Source organism: Mycobacterium tilburgii (assembly GCF_902168065.1).
Classification (GTDB): Bacteria; Actinomycetota; Actinomycetes; order Mycobacteriales; family Mycobacteriaceae; genus Mycobacterium; species Mycobacterium tilburgii.
In genome coordinates, this window is sequence record NZ_LR655706.1 from 35596 (window position 1) to 55371 (window position 19776).

The 19776-nt window shown below is 66.5% G+C and carries 10 protein-coding genes and 6 pseudogenes; 1 reads left to right on the forward strand and 15 read right to left on the reverse strand.

Going from position 1 to position 19776, the window contains the following annotated elements:
* Positions 1–51: 51 nt before the first annotated feature.
* From FQ389_RS22335 to FQ389_RS19575, 5 genes and pseudogenes are all read right to left on the reverse strand, one after another.
* Positions 52–447, reverse strand: a pseudogene (locus tag FQ389_RS22335) (class I SAM-dependent methyltransferase).
* A gap of 27 nt (positions 448–474) precedes the next feature.
* The gene (locus FQ389_RS22340; RefSeq protein ID WP_407662826.1) at positions 475–609 is read right to left on the reverse strand and encodes a hypothetical protein; all 135 of its coding nucleotides are present in this window, start codon (positions 607–609) and stop codon (positions 475–477) included.
* 16 nt (positions 610–625) lie between these two features.
* A pseudogene (locus FQ389_RS22345) lies at positions 626–937 on the reverse strand (class I SAM-dependent methyltransferase); the annotation flags it as partial.
* Between the two features lie 51 nt (positions 938–988).
* Positions 989–2448, reverse strand: a pseudogene (locus FQ389_RS09020) (acyl-CoA dehydrogenase family protein).
* Between the two features lie 181 nt (positions 2449–2629).
* A complete protein-coding gene (locus tag FQ389_RS19575; RefSeq protein WP_260860610.1) occupies positions 2630–2794 on the reverse strand; it encodes a hypothetical protein in 165 nt (54 codons plus the stop codon).
* A gap of 189 nt (positions 2795–2983) precedes the next feature.
* Between FQ389_RS19575 and FQ389_RS21210 the strand changes: the two are divergent.
* Positions 2984–3285: pseudogene (locus tag FQ389_RS21210) on the forward strand (DUF1918 domain-containing protein).
* Between the two features lie 602 nt (positions 3286–3887).
* On the opposite strand, the gene FQ389_RS09040 reads toward FQ389_RS21210, so the two are convergent.
* From FQ389_RS09040 to FQ389_RS09085, 10 genes and pseudogenes are all read right to left on the reverse strand, one after another.
* Positions 3888–7130: an arabinosyltransferase domain-containing protein gene (locus tag FQ389_RS09040; protein ID WP_144206937.1), complete on the reverse strand. Its 3243-nt coding sequence runs from the start codon at positions 7128–7130 to the stop codon at positions 3888–3890.
* Complete coding sequence (locus FQ389_RS09045) at positions 7127–10411, reverse strand: arabinosyltransferase domain-containing protein (RefSeq protein ID WP_144206939.1); 3285 nt, start codon at positions 10409–10411, stop codon at positions 7127–7129. Before FQ389_RS09045 ends, FQ389_RS09040 begins: the two co-directional genes overlap by 4 nt.
* 74 nt (positions 10412–10485) lie before the next feature.
* Positions 10486–11116, reverse strand: a pseudogene (locus FQ389_RS09050) (maleylpyruvate isomerase family mycothiol-dependent enzyme).
* A gap of 62 nt (positions 11117–11178) precedes the next feature.
* Positions 11179–11376: pseudogene (locus FQ389_RS19585) on the reverse strand (ATPase); the annotation flags it as partial.
* Positions 11373–11576: a hypothetical protein gene (locus tag FQ389_RS09060; protein WP_260860612.1), complete on the reverse strand. Its 204-nt coding sequence runs from the start codon at positions 11574–11576 to the stop codon at positions 11373–11375. The pseudogene FQ389_RS19585 and the gene FQ389_RS09060, both read right to left, overlap by 4 nt.
* Positions 11577–11699: 123 nt before the next feature.
* Positions 11700–14981: an arabinosyltransferase domain-containing protein gene (locus FQ389_RS09065; protein WP_144206941.1), complete on the reverse strand. Its 3282-nt coding sequence runs from the start codon at positions 14979–14981 to the stop codon at positions 11700–11702.
* Complete coding sequence (locus FQ389_RS09070) at positions 14981–16906, reverse strand: galactan 5-O-arabinofuranosyltransferase (RefSeq protein WP_144206943.1); 1926 nt, start codon at positions 16904–16906, stop codon at positions 14981–14983. Before FQ389_RS09070 ends, FQ389_RS09065 begins: the two co-directional genes overlap by 1 nt.
* 2 nt (positions 16907–16908) lie before the next feature.
* Complete coding sequence (locus tag FQ389_RS09075) at positions 16909–17673, reverse strand: decaprenylphospho-beta-D-erythro-pentofuranosid-2-ulose 2-reductase (RefSeq protein ID WP_144206945.1); 765 nt, start codon at positions 17671–17673, stop codon at positions 16909–16911.
* 11 nt (positions 17674–17684) lie between these two features.
* A complete protein-coding gene (locus tag FQ389_RS09080) occupies positions 17685–19076 on the reverse strand; it encodes an FAD-binding oxidoreductase (protein ID WP_144206951.1) in 1392 nt (463 codons plus the stop codon).
* A gap of 67 nt (positions 19077–19143) precedes the next feature.
* The gene (locus FQ389_RS09085) at positions 19144–19566 is read right to left on the reverse strand and encodes a GtrA family protein (protein ID WP_144206947.1); all 423 of its coding nucleotides are present in this window, start codon (positions 19564–19566) and stop codon (positions 19144–19146) included.
* Between the last annotated feature and the right edge of the window lie 210 nt (positions 19567–19776).

A 19776-nucleotide genomic window follows, 5' to 3' on the forward strand; every position in this document is an offset into this window, starting at 1 on the left:
AAACCCGTTCCACCCTAGCATTTTTGGTGTTGATGTGACCCGTACGGCCGACTACTTGCGCAGGGTGAACTGATTGAGGTCGGTGTAGCCCTTGCGGAACAGATTAGCGCAGCCGGTCAGGTACTTCATGTACCGCTCGTACACCTCTTCGGACTGAATCGCGATGGCTTCGTCCTTGTTCGCCGCGAGGCCCTCGGCCCACACGTCCAACGTCTTTGCCTAATGCCGCTGCAGCGATTGACGGCGTTTCATCTTGAAGCCGGCCTTCTGGGAGAACTCCTTGACCATGTCGATCGTCGCCAGGTAGCCGCCCGGGAAGATCTCGGTCTTCATGAAATCGCTGAACTTGACGATCGCCGGTGTCAGCGGCAAGCCCGAGGCGATGATCTCCCGTCCCGAAAGGACGGTGATCGTGTGCAGCAGGAACGTGCCACCAGCGGGCAACAATTCATGGGCCCGCTCGAAGAAAGCGGTTTAGCAGTCGTAGCCGACATGCTCGAGCGGTCCGATCGCGACGATGCGGTCCACCGGTTCGTGAAACCGCTCCCAGCCCTCGAGCAGCCCGCTTGGGGCGCGGGCTGTCCAGTTCGTCGAACATCTTTTGGGCATGCGCAGCTTGGTTCTTGGACAGCGTCAAACCGATGACGTTGACGTCGTAGCGCTCGATGGCGCGCTTCATCGCGGCACCCCTGGCGCAGCCGAGGTCGAGCAGCGTCATGCCCGGCTTGTAAGTCGAGCTTGCCGAGCGAGGGGTCGATCTTGGCGATCCGGGCCTCTTCCAGCGTCATGTCCTCGCCGACAAGCCAGTACGCGCACGTATACATCTGCATGTATACATCTGGGTGCGGGCGAGGAACAGGCGGAAGAAGTCGTCCGAGAGGTCGTAGTGCGCCTGAACATCTTCTAAATTCGGCGTGAGCTCCTCAGCCATGTCCATCACTGTAAGACGAGGATGGCGGCGTCTCGCCGAGGGCGCGGGTTTGCTTGACTATCGCTGTTGTAGTCGCAGCGCTCCATCCTCCCCGAAGCGTTCCAGCGCCTCGTCGGTGTCGGCGTCGATGCCGCGCAGCGGCCCGTGATCGGCGAGGTAGCGTCGCGCGTACAGGGCCGCCACCAGTGCTTTGCGCTCGCTGCCGCGGGTCTCCCGTTCCCAGGCGGCCTGCTCGATGAGCAGTGCCCCCGCGAGTTTGGTGACCGGCACCGCGATGCGCTGCCGCATGGCCTTGGGCTGGCGATGATTGGCTGCGCCGGTGCCGTCGAACACCATGGCCTGGGCGGCTTCGACGTCGACGATCAGCTCGACCAGCTTGCGCCGCATCAGCGGCTTGTCGATCAGCGTACTGCCGAACGCTTCGCGTTGCCGGGCGTAGCACAGCGACTCGACCAGGGCCCGGCGCGCGTTGGCCAGGCCGAACAACGCGATTCCCAGGCGTGCGGCGTTGGTCAGCTCCATCATTCGGCCCAACCCCTTGCCGTTGGAAGGGCCGGCTTGCCTTTGCGGGCCGCTCGGCTTCTCTGACAGCAGAAACGCCTCGGCGTCGACGAACTCGCCGGAGGCGACTGACCGGGTGCAGAGTTTGTCCTTCAACCGCCGCACCCGTACACCGTTGCGGGACCCGTCGCGGCGGGCGCGCAACACCAGGAAGTTGGCAATGCCCCGCGAATTATCTTGGCTCCTTCGAGTTTAGCCAGCACGACGAAGGCCTGGCCTGCGCAGTTCGAGGCAAACCATTTGAAGCCGTTCAACAGCCAGACGTCGCCGCTGCGCCGGGCCGTGGTCTCTAGTGCGCCCAGATCGGAGCCACCGGTGCGCTCGGTCAACAGCTGCGCGGTCTCGCCGGCCCACTCGCCGGAGGCGAACTTGCCCAGCACGTATTCGGCCACATCGGCCGGCGCGTACGCGGACACCAATGACTGGACCATGCCGCCGCCGGTGCCCAGCGCGCAGCCCATCCCGATGTCGGCCTGGTTGAGCAGATAGTTCGACGCGAACAACGCCAGCCCGGAGCTCACCTTGGCCGCCCGCGCGTCGCTGCGCAGCGCCTGCTGGGCGTCCAGGACCGCGAGTTTAGCCCGGGTGAACGACTCCGGCATGACGACTCGGCTGACGTCGTGGCCCCACCGGTCGTAGCGCTCCAGCCGGGGCGGGTTAGGGTCGTTCTCTTCGGCCCAGCGTGCCACCGGCCCGCCCATCAGGTCGCCGATGCTCTCCAAACGTGGTTCCACGACAGACAATTCGTCGGGCGCAATTCGTCGGGGCGCAAGTAGTACGCCATGGTGAACTGCAGCGTCGGGTCGGAGCAATACCAGTTTCAGACCGACGGCCCCGCGGTAGTGGTCCGTTTGGTAGCGCCGCGACTTCTTCGGCGTGGCGAAGGGCAGCCGGTCCACGGCCTCAGTGTCATAACCGGTGTCACAACCAGTGTCGGAGCCAGCGTCGTCGCTCATAATGCGACGGTATTACAGCCGCTACGAGGGTCTCGCTCGATCAGGCCGCGCGAGGCAGGTCGGGGCAGGCACTGCTCGAGCTGGGCTTTGGTTGGTCGGAGGTGGGGCCCACCCCACATAGCTCAGGTACACACCCGCCAGCGCGAAGACGACGCAGAGCGCTAGATCGTCGGGCGCCATTTCAGCGTTGATGCGCCGCGACAATGATGAGGCCGAAGGCCAGGATGAAGGCGCCGGCCACCCACGACCACAGCGGGCTCGACTCGAAGTCGGCAAGGACGGTCCTCATGTCGGAAGCTCGGGCCAGCGCCGTGACGTCGATGATGACCAGGAACGGACCCAGCACGTGGGCGAGCATGCGTGTCGTGGCTTGGCGATTGCGGAGAGGTTTCCATGGTCGTACCTCCAGCTGATGATGGTGCCGATCTCATCGCACCATTCGGGTGAGCTACAGCTGTAGGGCCGAAGGCCCTCGACGCGGCGGTGCGACTCGGCGCATCATCGATCCAGTGGCCATCAATCAAGGGAGTCGACAATGAAGGCCAACGTGGGTGACTGGCTCGTCATCAAAGACACAACGACCGAGCCTACCCGATAAGCGCGGGCTGATCACCGAGGTCCGCGCCCCGACGGCGCCCGCCATACGTGGTGCGCTGGCTGACCGACGGGCACGAGGCAACCGTGTTCCCGGGCTCGGACGCCATCGTCTTCACCGCTGCCGAGCAACAACATTCGGAGCAGCGCCCGGCCGGTATCGGCGCGACCTACATCGGGACGACGAATCTCGATTGTAGTACTCGGCCGGATTCTGGGAGTTCGGGTTGGGGTGCTCGATGATCACCCAGGACGCCGGTCGTGCCGGGCCGCAGGGTCTCCGACACGGTCACCGTCCCGTTGCCGCGGCGTCGGTCTCCAGGCCGGTGAAGGCGGTGCCCGCTGCGCCGGTACCGCAGCCGACCGAGGCCGGCCTGGGCGTCTCGAACCAGCCCGACGTCGAAATGCGTTAGCGACTGCGGGGAATCGGACAGCTGCACCTCCGCGACCGCCCGCCTGCCAACCTTGCGGACGGTGACCGAACCGGTGCCTAGGGGCGTTCTGCGGCACCATGGGCACGGTGCTGATCAGGCTGAAGTCGCAGCTACGCAACTTGGCATCCAACACGACGATCGTGCCGTTGGCGGTGGCGATCCCCACGGTCGCCACCGGCGACACTGCCGCGGTGAAAATCGCCCCGAGTATGCCCAGGCGTTCCACATGTCCATCCGGTGGCCCGTCCTCCCCGCCGCGTGACCTGAATCGCGCCAGGGTAGATATGACCATTCATTGGGCGAATTAAACTGAATGCAAAGACTTACTAAACCGTCAATTAACCGGCCATTATTTTACCGGTGACTAATTATCCGCAGCGAAGGTCTATTACCCGTTTATCTCGCGGCCATTTAGGGCTTGATCCGGATTTCGCCGGGTGACCACCATCCGGTGCGGGTTGCCTTGCCGAGGTAGATCTGTGCAGGTTGGGAGTCCGCTATCGTCTCGAACTTGCGCAGTGAGCCCCAGTCCCTGCCCCAGTCCTCAAACAGATATGTCGACATCACGTGCGCCCGCAATAACAAGTCGGTGATTCCCAGCAAACCGCCGTTGACGCCGTCTTGCCAGGTGTCGGTGTCCTGTTTCTTCGCGTTGTAGTCCGGGGTGATGCGGAACTTCGGGATTTCGGTGACCCCGTTGGAATGCAGCATCGGGTGTTGGCACGGGAATGCCAATCCGACCGCCCAGTCCATCAACACGGGCTGTGACGAGCCCACGTATTCCTGCAACGAACGCAACTCCGGGACCCGCGGCGGCGTCACCGCAATCCAGTCGTCCGGCGTCAGGGACAGATCCTCGGCGACCACCCGCACCGCGATCGCGTCGGCCGGCATCTGGGAGCGGGTGAAGCGCAGGTTTCGCCACACCTTCGGCTGCTCGCCGTACAGGTCATAGGGCACCAGCCGGCCGGCCGGCTGCACTGTACCGTCCGGGCCGGGCCGGCCGTATTCCAGTTCCACCGTCTGCCCGTTGGTGTGGTGGTGCAGGATGCTGTTGCCGGCGATCGTGCCCGCGGCGGTCATCACCACTAGCGGGTGCCCGTCGTCGAGCTTCGGCAGCTGGTACCATGCCGAGGTGAGCCTGCTCTGCTGTTGGGCGCCGGTGGTGTAGCTGCCGGCGAGCGGCACCCGGTCCGGATCGAGTCCGTACGGCAGCGGCACCGTCGACCCGTTAATGCCCGGCTTCGGCAGCTTCAGCGGCCCATACCAGTCGTAGTCGGTTCCGGGCTGCGGCACCGCGGTCTCCTTGACCGACTCGGCCAGGGTGCGGTCCGGCACGCCGTTGGGGGTGAACCCGGTAGGGTTGATCCCACCCAACGGCCCCAGGGGGCCGTAGTTTTCGGGCTCCCCGGTTTTCACCGGCGCCATGAACCCGGCGTTGCTGTCCGGTTCGACGAGCACGTCGTCGGCCAGGCCGCAGCCGCCGCTGAACTCGCGCAGGTTGTCCCAGGCATTGGAATAGGTGGGGTACTGGCGGACGATGCCGGCCGTCATCGACGCCACGAAGACCAGCGCCATGAACCCGGCCCCCACTGGGACGGGCGCTGCGGTCAGTGCCCGCGCTAGCCGGCCCTCGCCGTGGCCGGTGTCCGCGAAATGCAACAAGGCCGCGTACACCGCGACAATCGCAAACAACGCGAAAAATATTGTGCTGATCGATATCCCGGCGATCCTCGGCATGCTGTTGTTGAACGGCACGCCATAGCTGGAGACGTACCACCAGCCGTTGGTGGTGGCGAAGCACAGCGCCAGCACGAACAGCACCCCCGCGAGGAACGCCATCCGATTGCGCGACCAGCGCAACACCTGGGGCGACACCAGCACCGTGGTCAGCGCCGCCATCGCCGCGCCCACCGCGGCGAACAGCCCGAAGTGGTGCACCCACTTGGTGGGGGTGAACATCAGGAAGAACATGGTGCCGAAGATGACACCCATCAGCCGCCACGCCGGGCCGCGGGCCACCCCCGAAACTCGCTTGCGGCGCAACATGATGAATAGCGCCGTGAACAGGCACAGCGCGGTCAGCAGGAATCCGAACCGGCGCGACAACGATCCGTCGACGGTGGGCAGGATCAGGTAGTAGTAGCGCAGGTTCTCGGTGTACCACGCCTGACTGGGTCCGATCGCGGTGCGAATCCTGGTGGCCTCCAACACCGTTGACAGCGTCTGGTCGGCGAACACCACGGTGAGGATGACGAACCCGGCGGCCAGCATCGGCGCCACCAACGGCCATGTCCCCACCAGGCAATGCCGTTTGACCATGATGCGCAGGATCGGCCGGCCACCGGCGACCAGTGCGGCCACGGCGATCAGCCCGGTCGGCTGTACACCCAGCGTGAACGCCGCGGTGATCACCGCTAGCGCCGCCGGTGTCAGCCGGGAGGCGCACATCGAACGCTCGATCAGCACGTAGGTGATCAGCGAGCCGAGCGCGATGATGGGTTCGGGACGCAGCCCGTTGTCGAACGGCATCCACGAGGTCAGCAGCACCATGCCCGCCGCCCAGTTCGCGGCCTTGCTCGAGGTCACCGCGGGCCCCAGCCGGGGCAGCACCTCACGCGACAGCAGCAGCCAGCACACCAGCCCGGCGACCAGGTCGGGCGACCGCATCCACAGGCTGTCGTCGCTGACGTGGGTCATCAGGGCCAGCAGGTTGTAGTACCAGCCGAAGGGATCCTCCGGGCTGCCGAACCAGCGGAAGTAGTTGGACATGTAGCCCGCGTGGTCGGCGACCCTGGCCATGCCGAGGATGTAGCCGTCGTCGGACGAGTTCGCCCCGATCACATGCCACAGCACGAACCCGAAGATGACTGTGGCGTCGGTGAGGATGAACTTCTTCCACCGGGTCGGAATCAGCCGATGCATGCGCCGGCCGTCCAACTGGTCCAGCCGCCACAGTGCGATCAGCGAGACGCTGGTGGCCAGGATGGCGCCCACTATCGCCAACAGCTTCAATGTCGTTGGGGTGGTGGAGAAACGGGTGTCGATGGTCGCCGAAAACTTTAGACCGGGCGGGGCGGGCCCGCTGAGATCGGTGAACACCCCGACGATCTGGGGGCGCAGGTTGGGATCGGCAAAACCGCCGGATTGCGGCTTGCCCGCCGGATTGGTCAGCCCGACGAACGTGGCGAAAGTGCCTGCATGCGTGGATGTTATTTCGATGCGCTGACATTGCGGGGATGCGGCCTGCTCGCGCGGGACACTCGCGATCACCACGTTGCGGTCGGTGACGTCGACCCGCTTGCTGTTGACGACGACGAACAGCGCGTTGAGCGCGGCGTCTTTGCCCTTCTTGGGCGCGGTGCTCAGCGCGACGCCGCCCTCAGGCGGCAGGTCGCGCACTACCGAGCAGTGCACGGTGACCGTCACGTCCACCGGGGACAGCGAAATCAGCGGCGCCGTCACGCTATTGAGTTGGCCGTTCTGCGGCCAGTTGAGCTGCGCCGTCGTCTGCACGACCGGCAACAGCGGCGTCGCGACGGACAGCAGGAAGCCCATCAGCCCGGCGATCGTGGCGACCCACCGGGTCACCCGGACGGTGTCGCGGGCACCAGGGGCGGCAGTGGTCGGCTCGTCATGGTGGACAACGGTCATGGCAGTGCTCGAATCGGTCCCTGCCGGCTCCAGCCGTTCAAGGTCATTACACCCTGTTCAACGACGGCGTTCGGCGTCTGATCACTCGGCACCAACTGGTGATACTGCTCGACCGAACCCCAGTCGCGATACCAGTCGCCGCGCAGATACGTCGAGATCGTCGAGGTGCGCAACAGCGTCTGGGTGAACAAGAAGGGTCCGCCGGCCTCGCCGGCCTCCCATCCGTTCGACGAGGACGCCGTCTGCTTGTGGTCCGGCAGGATGCGGTAGGCCGGAAGTTCAGCAACGCCAAGGTGTTCGGAGAACGGACGCTGGCACGGGAAGTTCGCCGCGGTCGCGATGTCCATCAGCACTGGTGTCTGCGATCCCATCAGCTGCTGCAGGGTCCGCAGCACGGGAACCCGCGGCGGGGTGAACGCGAACCACTGATCCGAGCTGAGGTTCGGGTCGTAGGCGACGATGCGGGCCACGTTGGCCTCGGGCGGCGCCCAGGTCAGCGGGAAGCGGAGGTTGCGCCACGCCGGCTCCGGGCCGATGTCGATGGGCTGCACCGCGTTGAGCGGTTGCGTGGTGCCGTCGGGACGGGTGACACCCCACTGCAGTTTCAACGACTGTCCGTAGGTGAAGGTGCCGTCCTCCTTGTAGGACCAGATGGCCCCGGCCGCCGACACCACCACGAGCGGCCGCTCGGCGGTGCGAGGCGGCAGCTGATACCACGCCGAGGTAGCGGTGGCCGCAACGGAGTTCTCGCCGTAACTGCCCATCACCGGGGTGCGGGCCGGGTCCAGGCCGAACGGCAGTGCCACGTTCGAATTGTTCACCCCGACAGGGCCTTTGCCGCCGGCCGTACCCGCGGAGTCGGTCATGGTGGCGTTGGGCTTGTTCGGTGAGGCGTCCGAATTCACCACGCCCGGTTTGGTCACCACCGGGTAGGACCTCAGGTCGTCGCCCACTCCGTCGGGTTTGAAGCCGACAGGATTGACGCCGCCGAGCGGGCCGTCGGGCCCGAATGTTTGGCCCGGAACCGGTTGCAGCAGACCAAGATTGGGGTCGGGCTCGGTCAACACGTCATCGGCCATCGCGCAACTGGTGGTCGACAGGCCGGACACCAGGGCCGCGAGATTCGCCTTGCCGGTGGTGTATAGCGGGTAGCGGAAGACCGCGCCCTTAGCCAGTGACCCCACCTCGCCGAGGACCATGATCGTCGCCACCACCAGCAACGGGGTGGACGCCAGTACGCGGTTGCGCCGGCTGTCCTTGACCTCGGTGTGCCCGGCGTAGTCCATGCGGAAGTGCTGCCACGCGGCCAGCAGGCCGGTCGCGATCGACAACGCCAGGAACATGGACGTCACCGGGAGGCTGGCGATGACGGGCTGGATGTCGTACCACGGCACGCCGTAGTTGCCGACGTAGAACCAGCCATTGACGCCGGAGGTGGCCACCGCCAGCACGAACAACAGCGCCGTCACGTAGAGCGTCAGGTTGCGCCGGCTGTGCAGACCGATGCGGGCGAACGCGAACGCGGTGACCGCGCCGAGCGCCCCGGCCAGCCCGGCGAACGCGCCGAATTGCACCGCCCATTTCGTCGGCGTGAACGTCAGCACCAGCAGCCCGATCGCGGTGGTACCGATCAGCCGCCACGCCGGGCCGCTGGCTAGTCCCGGCACCCGGCCCCGCCGCAGCAGCACCATCAGCATGCCGAACAGGCAGAGGAACATCATCAGGACGGCGAAGCGGCGCGCCATCGACCCGTCCGGGTTGGACTCCACGGTGAGGAAGTAGTAGCGCAGCCAGTCCTGGTACCACGCGATCGTGGGACCGACCTTGTATTTGATGCGGGCCGACTCGGCGACCGTGGCCAGCGTCTGGCTGCGGAACACCACCGCCAGAATCAGCGACGCCGACGCCGCCAGCACGGCCAGCGGCGGCAGCAGCCCGTCGGTGCCGCGGCGGCGGCAGATGATCCTGGCGATGGCCCGCGCCCCGGTCAGCAGCGCGGCGACGGCGATCAGCCCCTGGGGTGCGAGGGTGGTGGTCAGCATCGCGACCACGATGGCCACCGCCGCGGGCGCCAGCCGTTGCAGGGCGATCGCCCGCTCGACCAGCATCCAGGTGACGATCACGCCCAGGGCGATCAGCGGCTCGGGACGCAGGCCGTTGTTGAACGGCAGCCACGCGGCGACGAACACCATGCCGCCGGTCAGCACCGCGACCGTGTTGGAGCCCAGGCCGCTCTGCCCGGGACCGAGCCGGCGCAGCCCCCAGTGGCTGATGATCAACCAGCAGGCGATCCCGGCCAGCGTGGCCGGCAGCCGCATCCACACGCCCGCGGTGCTGACCGAGACCAACTTGGACAGCACCGACAGGTACCAGTCGAACGGCGCCTCGGTGGTCCCGAAGTAGCGGTAGTAATTGGCCACATAACCAGCCTTTGGCGCCACCCGCGCAATGGTCAGGTTGTAGCCGTCGTCCGACGAGGTGGCGCCGATGACGTGCCAGACCAGCAGCGTCCCGATCACACCCACGTCGGCCAGCACCGTTGTCCAACCGGTTCGCCACCGGACGGCCCATGACGGCCGGCCGACCAGCGCGCCGCCGCGGCCGTGCCGGTCCAGCATGACCAGCGCGACGATGGAGATCAGGACCGCCAGCGCGCCTGCAGCCATCACCAGCTTCTTGAGGGCGGTCGGGGCCGTGATGAACCGGGTGTCGATGTCGACGCGCGCCGACAACCCCGGTTGGGGCTGCACTTTCAGATCGGTGAAGATGCCATCGACCTGGGGCTTCTTCTCGGCCGACAGTTTCCCGGCGGCGCCCGGTACGCCGACGAAATCGGCGCCCGCCGCGGCGGTGTCGGCCCACACGTGCAGCACGCTGCAAGCCCCCGCGGCCACGGCCGCGCGTTGTGCCACCGCCGCCACGGTGTCCCGGAATGCGACGACGACCATGTCCTTGTCGGCGCGCACGAACAACCCGTTCTTGCCCGGGTCCACGCTGCCGGTCGGCAGCGTCGAGATCACCAGTCCGCCGCTGGCCGGCAGGGTGGCGATGGCCGCGCACGGAACGGAGATGTCGAGCGTGCGCGGCGTCCCGGACACCAAGGGGCCGGTGATCTGGGCGACGTGCCGGTCGACGCTGCCCTGCGGCCAGGCGATGGTGGCGGTGGTCTGCCGGACCGGAAGCAACGGCACGGTCAGACACAACAGCAAGCCGGCAAGCCCGGCGACGACGGCGACCAGGCGGACGATTCGCTGCGATCGCTCATTACCGTCGTGGGGCACGGGGTTCGATGGTAGGGGACGGCCCCTTAGTCGGATGAGGATGCTGGGCCGCGCACGAGGCTTTTAGGGAGGGTTCAGCGGCCGGGAAGCCGTGTGGCCAAGGTCGCGTGACCGGGTCCGGCCAGATCTGCCAGCGCGGCGCGACGCCCGACCATCGCCATCAGCAGCGCTTCGCCGGGTCCGCTCACCTCGGGTCCATCGCCGTGCGTCCAGTCGACATCGGCGGCTCCGCAGCCGCAGCCCGCGGAGCCGCCGTCCGGTGCCCAGGCGCGGGTTGACGGGCACCACGGCAAGCACCCGCTCGAGCCGATCTGTCGGCACCGTCCGTGGTCGCTGCAGCACGCGGGCGGATGTCTTGGCGATGGATAGTGTCGTCGACGAGGGCGATCATGCCGCCGAAACGTGTTGTCAGTCTTCGGGGTTGGAGGTGATCGTGCAAGAAGGCCAGCAGTTGGGCCGGACTCAGCTGCACAAACTCGTCGACCCCCGCCTGTTGGCCCGCACCACCCAGCCTTTCGCGAAGCGCTTCAGCAGTCCCAGCGGGCCGAGCTCTTCATAGCTGACCACATGTGCGACAACGTCTTTGACGGTCCATTTGGCGCAGAGGGTGGGCGCCAGCCAGTCGTCGGGTACCAAGGTGGCCAGAAAATCAGCCAGCTCGGCCCGTTCGGCGTGGGCCATGTTCTTCATCGAAGGCGCCGTCATCGTCGCGCCTCAACAGGGCAGAGCCCGGCGTAGCGGTACAGGTAGAGCGGCCAGCCTGCCTCGCCGTCGCCGCCGCGATCGTAAATGTGGGGCCGCCCACATGGGTTTCGAACACCGTTTCGGCGATCGGGACTGCCAGCAGATTGTGTTCGCGCGGTTTGAAGTCGACGAACTGTTTCGGTGAAGACGGTGAACGCGCGCTCGATCGCGGCGTTGACGACGACCCGGTGTGCGATGTTCGGGATTCGCGGTTGCGTCACGAGGCGTCTCCTTCGATCTCGGTGAACTTGGCGGCGTACCCGGCCAGGGTCTGCGTCCAGAACCGGTCCAGCTCGGCGCGTAGGACCACGAGGCCGGTCTGGTCGAATTGGTAGACGCGCCGTGTTCCCACCGCGCGATCACGCACCAACCCCGCGCACTTGAGCACCTTGAGATGCTCTGGGACCGAAGCGTCTGCCACCCGTGGTACTTCGACCAGAACAGCCCGCCGACCAATTCGACCATCATCAAAGGGTTTCCACCGCCGCGACCGCCGTCGCCTCCGTGCATACCGTTCATCAACTGCCTGCCGGGGCTGTGACGGCTAGCCCCGGCGCAGCGGGGCCGGGTCCCAAAGCCCGCTGCGCGTCGCCCTGCCTAGCTGCAGATCCGCTGGCTCGGCGTTGGGGTAGTACGGCGTGAGCCGTTGCAGCGAGCCCCAGTCCCGGGCCCAGTCGTCCTTGAGATAGGTGGCCATCGTGGTCGCCTTCACCAGCAACTCGGTGACCCCCAGCGGGCCACCGCCGTTGTTGTCCATCACCGGCGAGTTGGCCTCGGCGCCGAACCGGTCGGGCAGGATCCGCCATTCGGGTGTCTCGTCGACGCCGTTCTGGTGGCCGAACGAGCGCTGGCAGGGGAACGCCAGGCCCACCAGCCAATCCAGGAAGACCGGGTCGTGGGAGCCGACCACCTGCTGTAGCGTGCGCAGGTGGGGGATTCGCGGCGGGGTGACCGCGATCCAGTGCTGGGGCGCTAGGTCCTCGTCGTTGGCGACCAACCGGACCTGGGTCGCGCTCTCGGGGATCCAGGACAACGGCATCCGCAGGTTGCGCCACGCCGGTGACGCGCCGACGTCGAAGAACTGGAACGACCCGCCCGGGTGCCCGGCCGCCGCGTCCGCGTCGGTGGCCCACTGCACCTGCACCTCGCGCGGATCGAACCGGCCAGCCGCCGAGACGACCAGCAGCGGTCCCGCCTTGTCCCGCGGGGGCAGTCGGTACCACCCCGACCGCAGCAGGGCGGGTACCTGGATGCCGGATCGCCAGCTGCCCAGCACGGGCGTGCGCGCCGGGTCCAGGTTGTAGGGCAACTGGGCGCGCGAGCCGTTGATCCCGGGTGCGGCGCTGGTGCCGCCCTCGGTGCCGGCCTCGCTGGTGGTGGTCTTGCCGTCTTCGTTGACGAAGCTGCGGTCGCCCGGCCGTTCCATCACCGGGTCGGCCGAGACGTCGGCGGGAATACCGTTGGCGGTGAAGGCTTCTGACAGGCTCGCCCCCAACGCATCGCGCACCGAGCCGGAGACCGGCGTCAGCATTCCGGCGTTGGGCTCCTGTTCGACCATGACGTCCTCGGCCAGGCCGCACGATTTCCCGTCCAAGGTCTCCAGGTTGGACCGGCCCACCGACCACGCCGGGTATTGGCCGATCATCGCCAGCGTCAACGACGCCACCTCGAAGGTAACCAGCAGCCACGCCGCAATTGCCAACGGGGACTGGATGATTCCGGTCATGCGCGGCCCGATGCGGGTGTTGTGAGGTCCGCCGGCGCGCCCGTTGGCGGCGAAGTGGAACCAGGCCGCCAGCAGCAGCACCAACACCGTCAGCCCGAGCAGAACAGTGGCAAACGCGTAGTGCCACGCCGGGAATTCATTCGACCAGGGCACACCGAAGTTGGAGACATACCACCAACCGTTGACACTGGCGAACGACAACGCGACCAGGAACAGCACCGCCGCGGCGAACACGGTGCGGTTGCGGCGTAAGCGCATCGCCACACTCGTCACCGCGACCGCCGCCAAGGCGCCCAGCGAGCCCGCCAGCCCGGCGAGCACCCCGAAGTGGTGTGTCCATTTGGTCGGGGTGAACATCATCGCCAGGAAAGAGATGATGGTGATGCCGACGATGCGCCGGCTCGGGCCGATCGCGGTACCGGGAATTCGCCCCTTGCGCAACGACATTGCCACCGTGATGCCAAGCGCGAGCAGCACCGCCAGCACCGCGAAGCGCCGGGCGACGGATCCGTCGGGGCTGGCCATGAACAGCCGCTCGTAGCGGATGTGTTCGTCGAACCAGCTCAGGCTGGGCCCGAGCGCCCGCTTGAGTGCGGTGGCCTGCAGCTCACCGGCCAACGTCTGATCGCGGAAGATCAGGATGATCGTTACGGTGGCCGCGGCCAGGATCGGGGCCAGCAAGGGCAGTGCCCCGAATTGTCGGGAGCGGCGGTGAATGATCGTGCGCAGCGGTCCGATCGCCACCAGCAGGGCACCGATCGACGCGATACCCGTCGGCCCGGAGAACAGGGTCAGGGCGCCGATGATGCATGCGACCGCCACCGGCAGCAGCCGGTTGGTGGCCACCGCCCGCTCCACCGAGCACCAGGTGAGCAAGATGCCGAGCGCGATGATCGGTTCGGGGCGCAGGCCGTTGTCGAGCGGCAGCCAGGTGGCTAGGAACAGCCCGGCGGCCGTCCACGCCGCCGCGCGGCTGGTCTTCACGGCGTGGCCCAGCCGCGGCATCACCTCGCGGCTGATGGCCCACCAACAGGTCAGGGCCATGGCCAGGGTGGGCAGCCGCATCCAGATGCTGCTGGTGCTGACGTGCGCCCACACCGCGAGCAGGTCGTAGTACCAGCCGAAGGGCGCCTCGGGGGTGCCCAGCCAGCGGTAGTAGTTGGCCATGTAGCCGGCATGCTCGGACACCCGCGCCATCGTCAGGATGTAGCCGTCGTCGGAGGTGTTCGCGCCGACGAAGTGCCACCACACCAGCACGCCGATGACGAGCGCGTCGAGGCCGCCGATCGACCACCACCGCGCGGGAAGGAAGCGGCGGTGCCGGGTGCCCGGGAAGTCGCCGCCGGTGTCGAGGATGTGCAGCGCGATCAGGGCGGCGAGCGTCAGCACCACCCCGAAGACCATCGCGGCCATCTTCAGCGGGGTGGGGCTGCTGCTGTAGCGGGTGTCGACGGTCGCGGACAAGCTCAGTCCCGCGGGCGCTGGCCCGGACAGATCGGTGAACACTCCGACGATCTGTGGCCGAAAGTCGTAGCCGCTTTTCTCGCCGCGCAGCGGTGCGCCGGGATGTTCGGCGTTGGGCCCCTGGGTCAGCCCGACGAATTCGGCGGTGACCCGGTCGGCGTGCGCGGTGAACGTCAGCCGCTGGCAGGCCGGGCTGAGCATCTCCTTGAGCGGTGCGGTGACCACCGGGACGTTGCGCACCACCAGCACCAGTTCGTCGTTGGCGCGCAGGATCAGCAGCCCGCGGTCGACGGCCTTCGGCGCCTGCTTGGGCACCGTCGAGAGCAGCACCGTCTTACCGGCGCTCTGCGACCCTGTCAGACCGGCGGCGGCCTGACAGGGCACGGAGATGGTCAGCTCGGGGGCCACATAGCCGATCAACGGCGCTTCGACGCTGGCGAAGGTGCCGTTCTGCGGCCAGTTGAGCCGGGCGGTCGTCTGGCTGACCGGCAACAGCGGCGTGAGAAACGCCAGCAGCGTCCCGAGCAGACCGGCCACCACTGCCACGACACGAGCAACCCGGTAGCGTGCGCCCACGCTCTTCACGGACCTAGATGGTAGTTCTTCGACCAAGTCGGGCGAGGTGTCGGTGGCCATCAGCGGCTGGCCACCGGTTGGGCCGCGGGCTTGCGGACTGCCAGCACAAACGGGCCGATGCTCTGCACGGTAAACCGCGGATCGTCGAACAGCGCGGCGCGCAGCTCGACGGTGTAGCGGCGCACGTTGGGCTGATTGGGATAGACGTCTTCGGCCAGCCGCAGCGTGTAGTTGTTGCTCCCGCCGCGGCGCATCAGGAACACCGTCGGCGGCGGCCACGGCGAGGTGTCCAGCGCGTGGAGGAACTCGTCGGGGGACTTGAGGGTGGACCATTTCTTGATCTGCGCGGCCCGCAGGTCGAACTGCGCCAGCGGGTTGGCGTAGTGCGACGTCAGCCCCTGGAAGCCCCAGTACGGGTAGTAGGACAGGAAGCTGTAGTCGGCGGTCAGCACCACCGTCTGGTCCCGGGGTTTGCCGGTGAGCTGCTGGATCGCGGCGTTGACGGCGGCGTAGAACTTCTCCGAGCTAGGCGGCCGCCGGTCACCGCGTTGTCCATGGCCGTCGGTGTCGGTGTAAGCGATGGTCAGGTCCGGCCGTAGCACGTCGGGGATGTCCTGGCTGAACGCGATCGTGGCGGTTAGCCCGATCGCGCCGACCACCGGGACCGTGACCCTTTCCAGGGCGCGGCCGCGGTGTCGCAACGCGGACGTGGCCTGGGTGAATCCGAACACCCCCGCGGCGACTAGCAGCACCGACAGGGTCGGCTGCAGCCGGAACGACAGCAGCGTGGTGCGCGCCAGCGTGGTCAGCATCGACAGCAGCGACCACAGGTAGATGGCCAGCATCCCGATGGTCAGGGCACCCGCCCGCACCGAGGTGCGGGTGCGCACGACCAGCCACAGGGTGCCGATCATGCAGATCACGCCCAGCAGCGAGAACTGGAGCATCGGGAAGGTCAGCTCAGCGCCGTCGGCCGGCAGGTAATGAAAAGCGCTGCCGCTGTTACTGATTGGTCTGGTGGCCGCGCGCAGCAGGAACGGCAGCCAGGTGATGCCGGCGATGGCCGCGGCGATGACAGCGATGACGGCCAGCCGCCGCAGCGGGTCCAGCGCGGCCCGCCACCCGGCGCGTCGCCAGCGGGACATCACTAACACCAGCGCCATCAGCGTCATCGTGAACGCGGTGTAGCCGAACAGCAGTGTGTACCAGGTGGCGGTGAAGCCCAGGAACAACCCGGCGCCGAGCACCGCACCCCAGCCTTGCGCCCGTGGCCGGCCGCCTCGTTCGTGACGTTCGGCGGCGCGCAGACCCGACCAGGTCAGCACCAGCACCGGCGGCAGCAGGACGGTGATCATCGCGGAGTAGGGCTCCGGCGAGCTGTAGGCCAGCGTCACCGCCGCCGTCGCGGTAGTGACGATCAGGGCGTACTCGAAGCGGATCATCCGCCACCACAGCACCAGCGCGACGGCCACCGCGATCGTGATCGAGGTGATCGCCCACGGCTTGAACATCTCCCAGGCGGGTGTCGCGGTCAGCTCCGCGGCGCGCCCGCCGATCCAGAACCACCCCGGCGGGTAAAACGACGGCAGCCCGAGATAGGTCATGTCATGCAGGGCGGGACTGTCGGCCAGCCGCGTCAGGTATTCGGTACGGAACTGCTGATCGACCGAGATGCCGAACAGATACAGCTTCGTCGCCCCCAACGGCATGCCCAGCGTCACCACGCTGAACGCCGACACGAACACCAGCCCGGCCAGTTGGGCCGGCAACCGCCACCGGCTCGAGAGCCGCCACAGCCAACCGGTCGCCACCAGCCCGAGCAGGCAACCCACCTGGCCGACGGTGGTGAGCGCGTGCAGTTGATTCGACGACGGGAACGCCGGCCACTGCACCCTGTCGATGGCGATCAGCGAGGTCACCGAGACCACGACGGCCACCGCAACCGCCACCCCCATCTGGCCGAGAGTGGCCAGCGCGTTACGCATGATCAGATGGGCAGCTTGCGGAAGATGAGCCGCGGAATGTGCCGCAACACCATCATCACATATCTGAATCCTCTTGGCGCCCAAACCAATTCCTTGCCTTTTGCGGCAGCGGTCACCGCGAGGTTAGCGACGTATTCCTTGTCCACGGTCAGTGGCGCTTCTTTGAGGTGCGCACTCATCCGGGTCCGCACCTGGCCCGGACGGATCACCAGGACCCGCACCCCGTACTCACGCAGCGCGTCGCCCAGCCCCAGATAGAAACCGTCCAGCCCGGCCTTGGTGGAGCCGTAGACGAAGTTGGATCGCCGCACCCGTTCGCCGGCCGTCGAACTCATCGCGATGATCTGGCCGAAGCCCTGGGCGCGCATCTTCTCGCCTAGCAGAACACCCACCGAAACGGCTGCGGTGTAATTGATCTCGGCGGCCAGGACGGCCTTGTGCTGGTTCTGCCAGAGCTCCTCGGCGTCGCCGAGGACGCCGAACGCCACGATGGCCACGTCGACGTCGCCGTTGGCAAAGGCCGCCTCGATCATCTTGGGGTGGCTGTCCGGAGCGGTGGCTTCGAAGTCGATCAGCTCGACCGAGCGCGCGCCGGCGGCCTGCATCTGCGCGACAGCGGCGTCGCGTCCAGGGTCGTTCGGCATGGCGGCCAACACAATTCGGGCGCGCGCGTTCTGCAGATAACGCTCGGAGATCGCCAAACCGATCTCCGAGGTGCCGCCCAGCAGCAGGATGGTCTGGGGATTCCCCACAGCGTCTAACACCATCGGCGCACCATCTAGAGCAACTCCAAACGTCGGGCCATGTCGGAGGCGAAGACCCGCATCGGGTCGACCTTGCGGCGCACGGCGATCCATTCGTCGATGCGAGGATACATGGCGTGGAAGGTTTCGGCACTCACCCGCGAGTCTTTGGCGGTGTAGACCCTGCCGCCGAATTCCAGTGCGCGCCGGTCGAGTTCGTTGAGGAACTCGTTTATCCCGGGCTTGTTGGGGAAGTCCATCGCGACGTTCCAGCCGGCCATTGGGAAACTCAGCGGTGCGCGGTTGCCCGGGCCGAACAGCTTGAAGACATTCAATGCCGAATAGTGGCCGGTGGTTTGGATCCAGCGGATGATGGCTTTGAATTCGTCCATCGCATCCGGAGGGACCAAGAATTGGTATTGAGCGAAACCCCTTGGGCCATAAGCATTGTTCCAACCACTAAACAGGTCGAGCATGTGGTAGAACTGCGACAGATTCATGATCTTGCCGGTATAGGTGCCGCCCAACCGGTAATACACTTCACCGATAGCCATGAACGATAGCTTGTTCATAGCGCTGACCGGGAAGACGTCCGGCACCGTCAACAACTGTGGCGCATCGAATTTCAGCGGATTCCTGGCCAGTTTCTTCGGCAGCTGATCCAGGGTGGCCAGGCTGGCCCGGCTGACCGCGGCCCGGCCCAGTTTCGGTGGCGGACTGATCAGGTCGAACCATGCGCTGGAGTACGTGTAGTTGGCGTCGCTGCCGTCAAGGTGTACGGCGACGGTTTCATCGAGGTCTCGGGTGGCCACGCCGTCGGCGATGAAGTAGGCGGTTTCGGTCGGCGTCATCGCGATGGTGGCGCGCAGCACGATTCCGGTCAGCCCGTTGCCCCCGACGGTCGCCCAGAACAATTCGGCGTCTTCCGCGGTCGGGCCGTCGGGGGTGATGGTGCGGACGGTGCCGTCGGCCAGTAGCAGATCCATCGACCGCACGTGGTTGCCGAAGCTGCCCGCACTGTGATGGTTCTTGCCGTGGATGTCGCAGGCGATGGCGCCGCCGACGGTGACCTGGCGGGTGCCCGGCAGCACCGGGACCCACAGCCCGAACGGGAGCGCCGCCTTCATCAACTGGTCCAGGCTGACGCCGGCGTCGACATCGACTAGCCGGGTGTCGGCGCTGATCGAATGGATGCGGTTGAGCACCGTCATGTCGATCACCAGGCCGCCGCCGTTTTGCGCGTTGTCCCCGTAGGAGCGGCCCAGCCCGCGCGCGATCACGCCCCGGCCGCCGGCGTGGGCGACCCGGGCGACGGCCTTGGCGATAACCTCGGGATCGCGGGTCGACAGCACCTGGGCCACCGACGGTGCGGTGCGGCCAAAGCCCATCAGCTGGGTGGGCCTGGTCGGAAACTCGGGGCTCAACATCGTCAAAGAGGCTACCGCCTGCCGATGCGACGATGCGGGACGCTTGGGTCCCGCTGAGGAGGGAGGGTCAGCGGATACGGAAGATGACGAGCCGCTGCACGACAAAGTTGATCACTGTAGCGGTGCTCTGCGCGATCACGAACGCGACGATGGGCGCCCAGCCGCGGTAGTGCATGAGCACCAGGCACAGATGATTGAGCCCAACCTGGACGGCGAAGGTGATGCCGTAAAGCACCATGACCGCGACGAACCGGGCCGTGCTAAGCTCGGCTTGGAAGGTCCACCGGCGGTTGATCAGGTAGGCGGTCACGGTACCGACGACGAAACTGGTCGCCTTGGCCATGTCGACCTGGACGCCCAGTCCCCTCCAAAGCACCATGTAGAGACCGAAATCGATGATGCCCGCCAGCCCACCGGTCACCACGAAACGCGTGATCTGTGTGGCTAGACTCAGGGGCGCCGGCACGGTTCCGGACTCGGGGGGATGCATTGGGGGAGTTTATCGGGACGCGCGCGCCACCGGGGCAGCCGGTTCTCTTATACACATCTCCGAGCCCACGAGACAGGCAGAAATCTCGTATGCCGTCTTCTGCTTGAAAAAAAAAAAAAAAAAGAAAAGTATAATATAGTATGTCTGGAATAGATAGAGAGACGAGCTGGATAGTATGATTGACAATAAGAAGGTGATATGACACGGTTG

Excerpts from the sequence above, each read along its gene's own strand:
- FQ389_RS22340 (WP_407662826.1), bottom strand. The coding sequence starts at position 609 with ATGCCCAAAAGATGTTCGACGAACTGGACAGCCCGCGCCCCAAGCGGG.
- FQ389_RS09040 (WP_144206937.1), bottom strand. The coding sequence starts at position 7,130 with ATGACCGTTGTCCACCATGACGAGCCGACCACTGCCGCCCCTGGTGCC.
- FQ389_RS09065 (WP_144206941.1), bottom strand. The coding sequence starts at position 14,981 with ATGGCCACCGACACCTCGCCCGACTTGGTCGAAGAACTACCATCTAGG.
- FQ389_RS09070 (WP_144206943.1), bottom strand. The coding sequence starts at position 16,906 with ATGCGTAACGCGCTGGCCACTCTCGGCCAGATGGGGGTGGCGGTTGCG.
- FQ389_RS09075 (WP_144206945.1), bottom strand. The coding sequence starts at position 17,673 with ATGGTGTTAGACGCTGTGGGGAATCCCCAGACCATCCTGCTGCTGGGC.
- FQ389_RS09080 (WP_144206951.1), bottom strand. The coding sequence starts at position 19,076 with ATGTTGAGCCCCGAGTTTCCGACCAGGCCCACCCAGCTGATGGGCTTT.
- FQ389_RS09085 (WP_144206947.1), bottom strand. The coding sequence starts at position 19,566 with ATGCATCCCCCCGAGTCCGGAACCGTGCCGGCGCCCCTGAGTCTAGCC.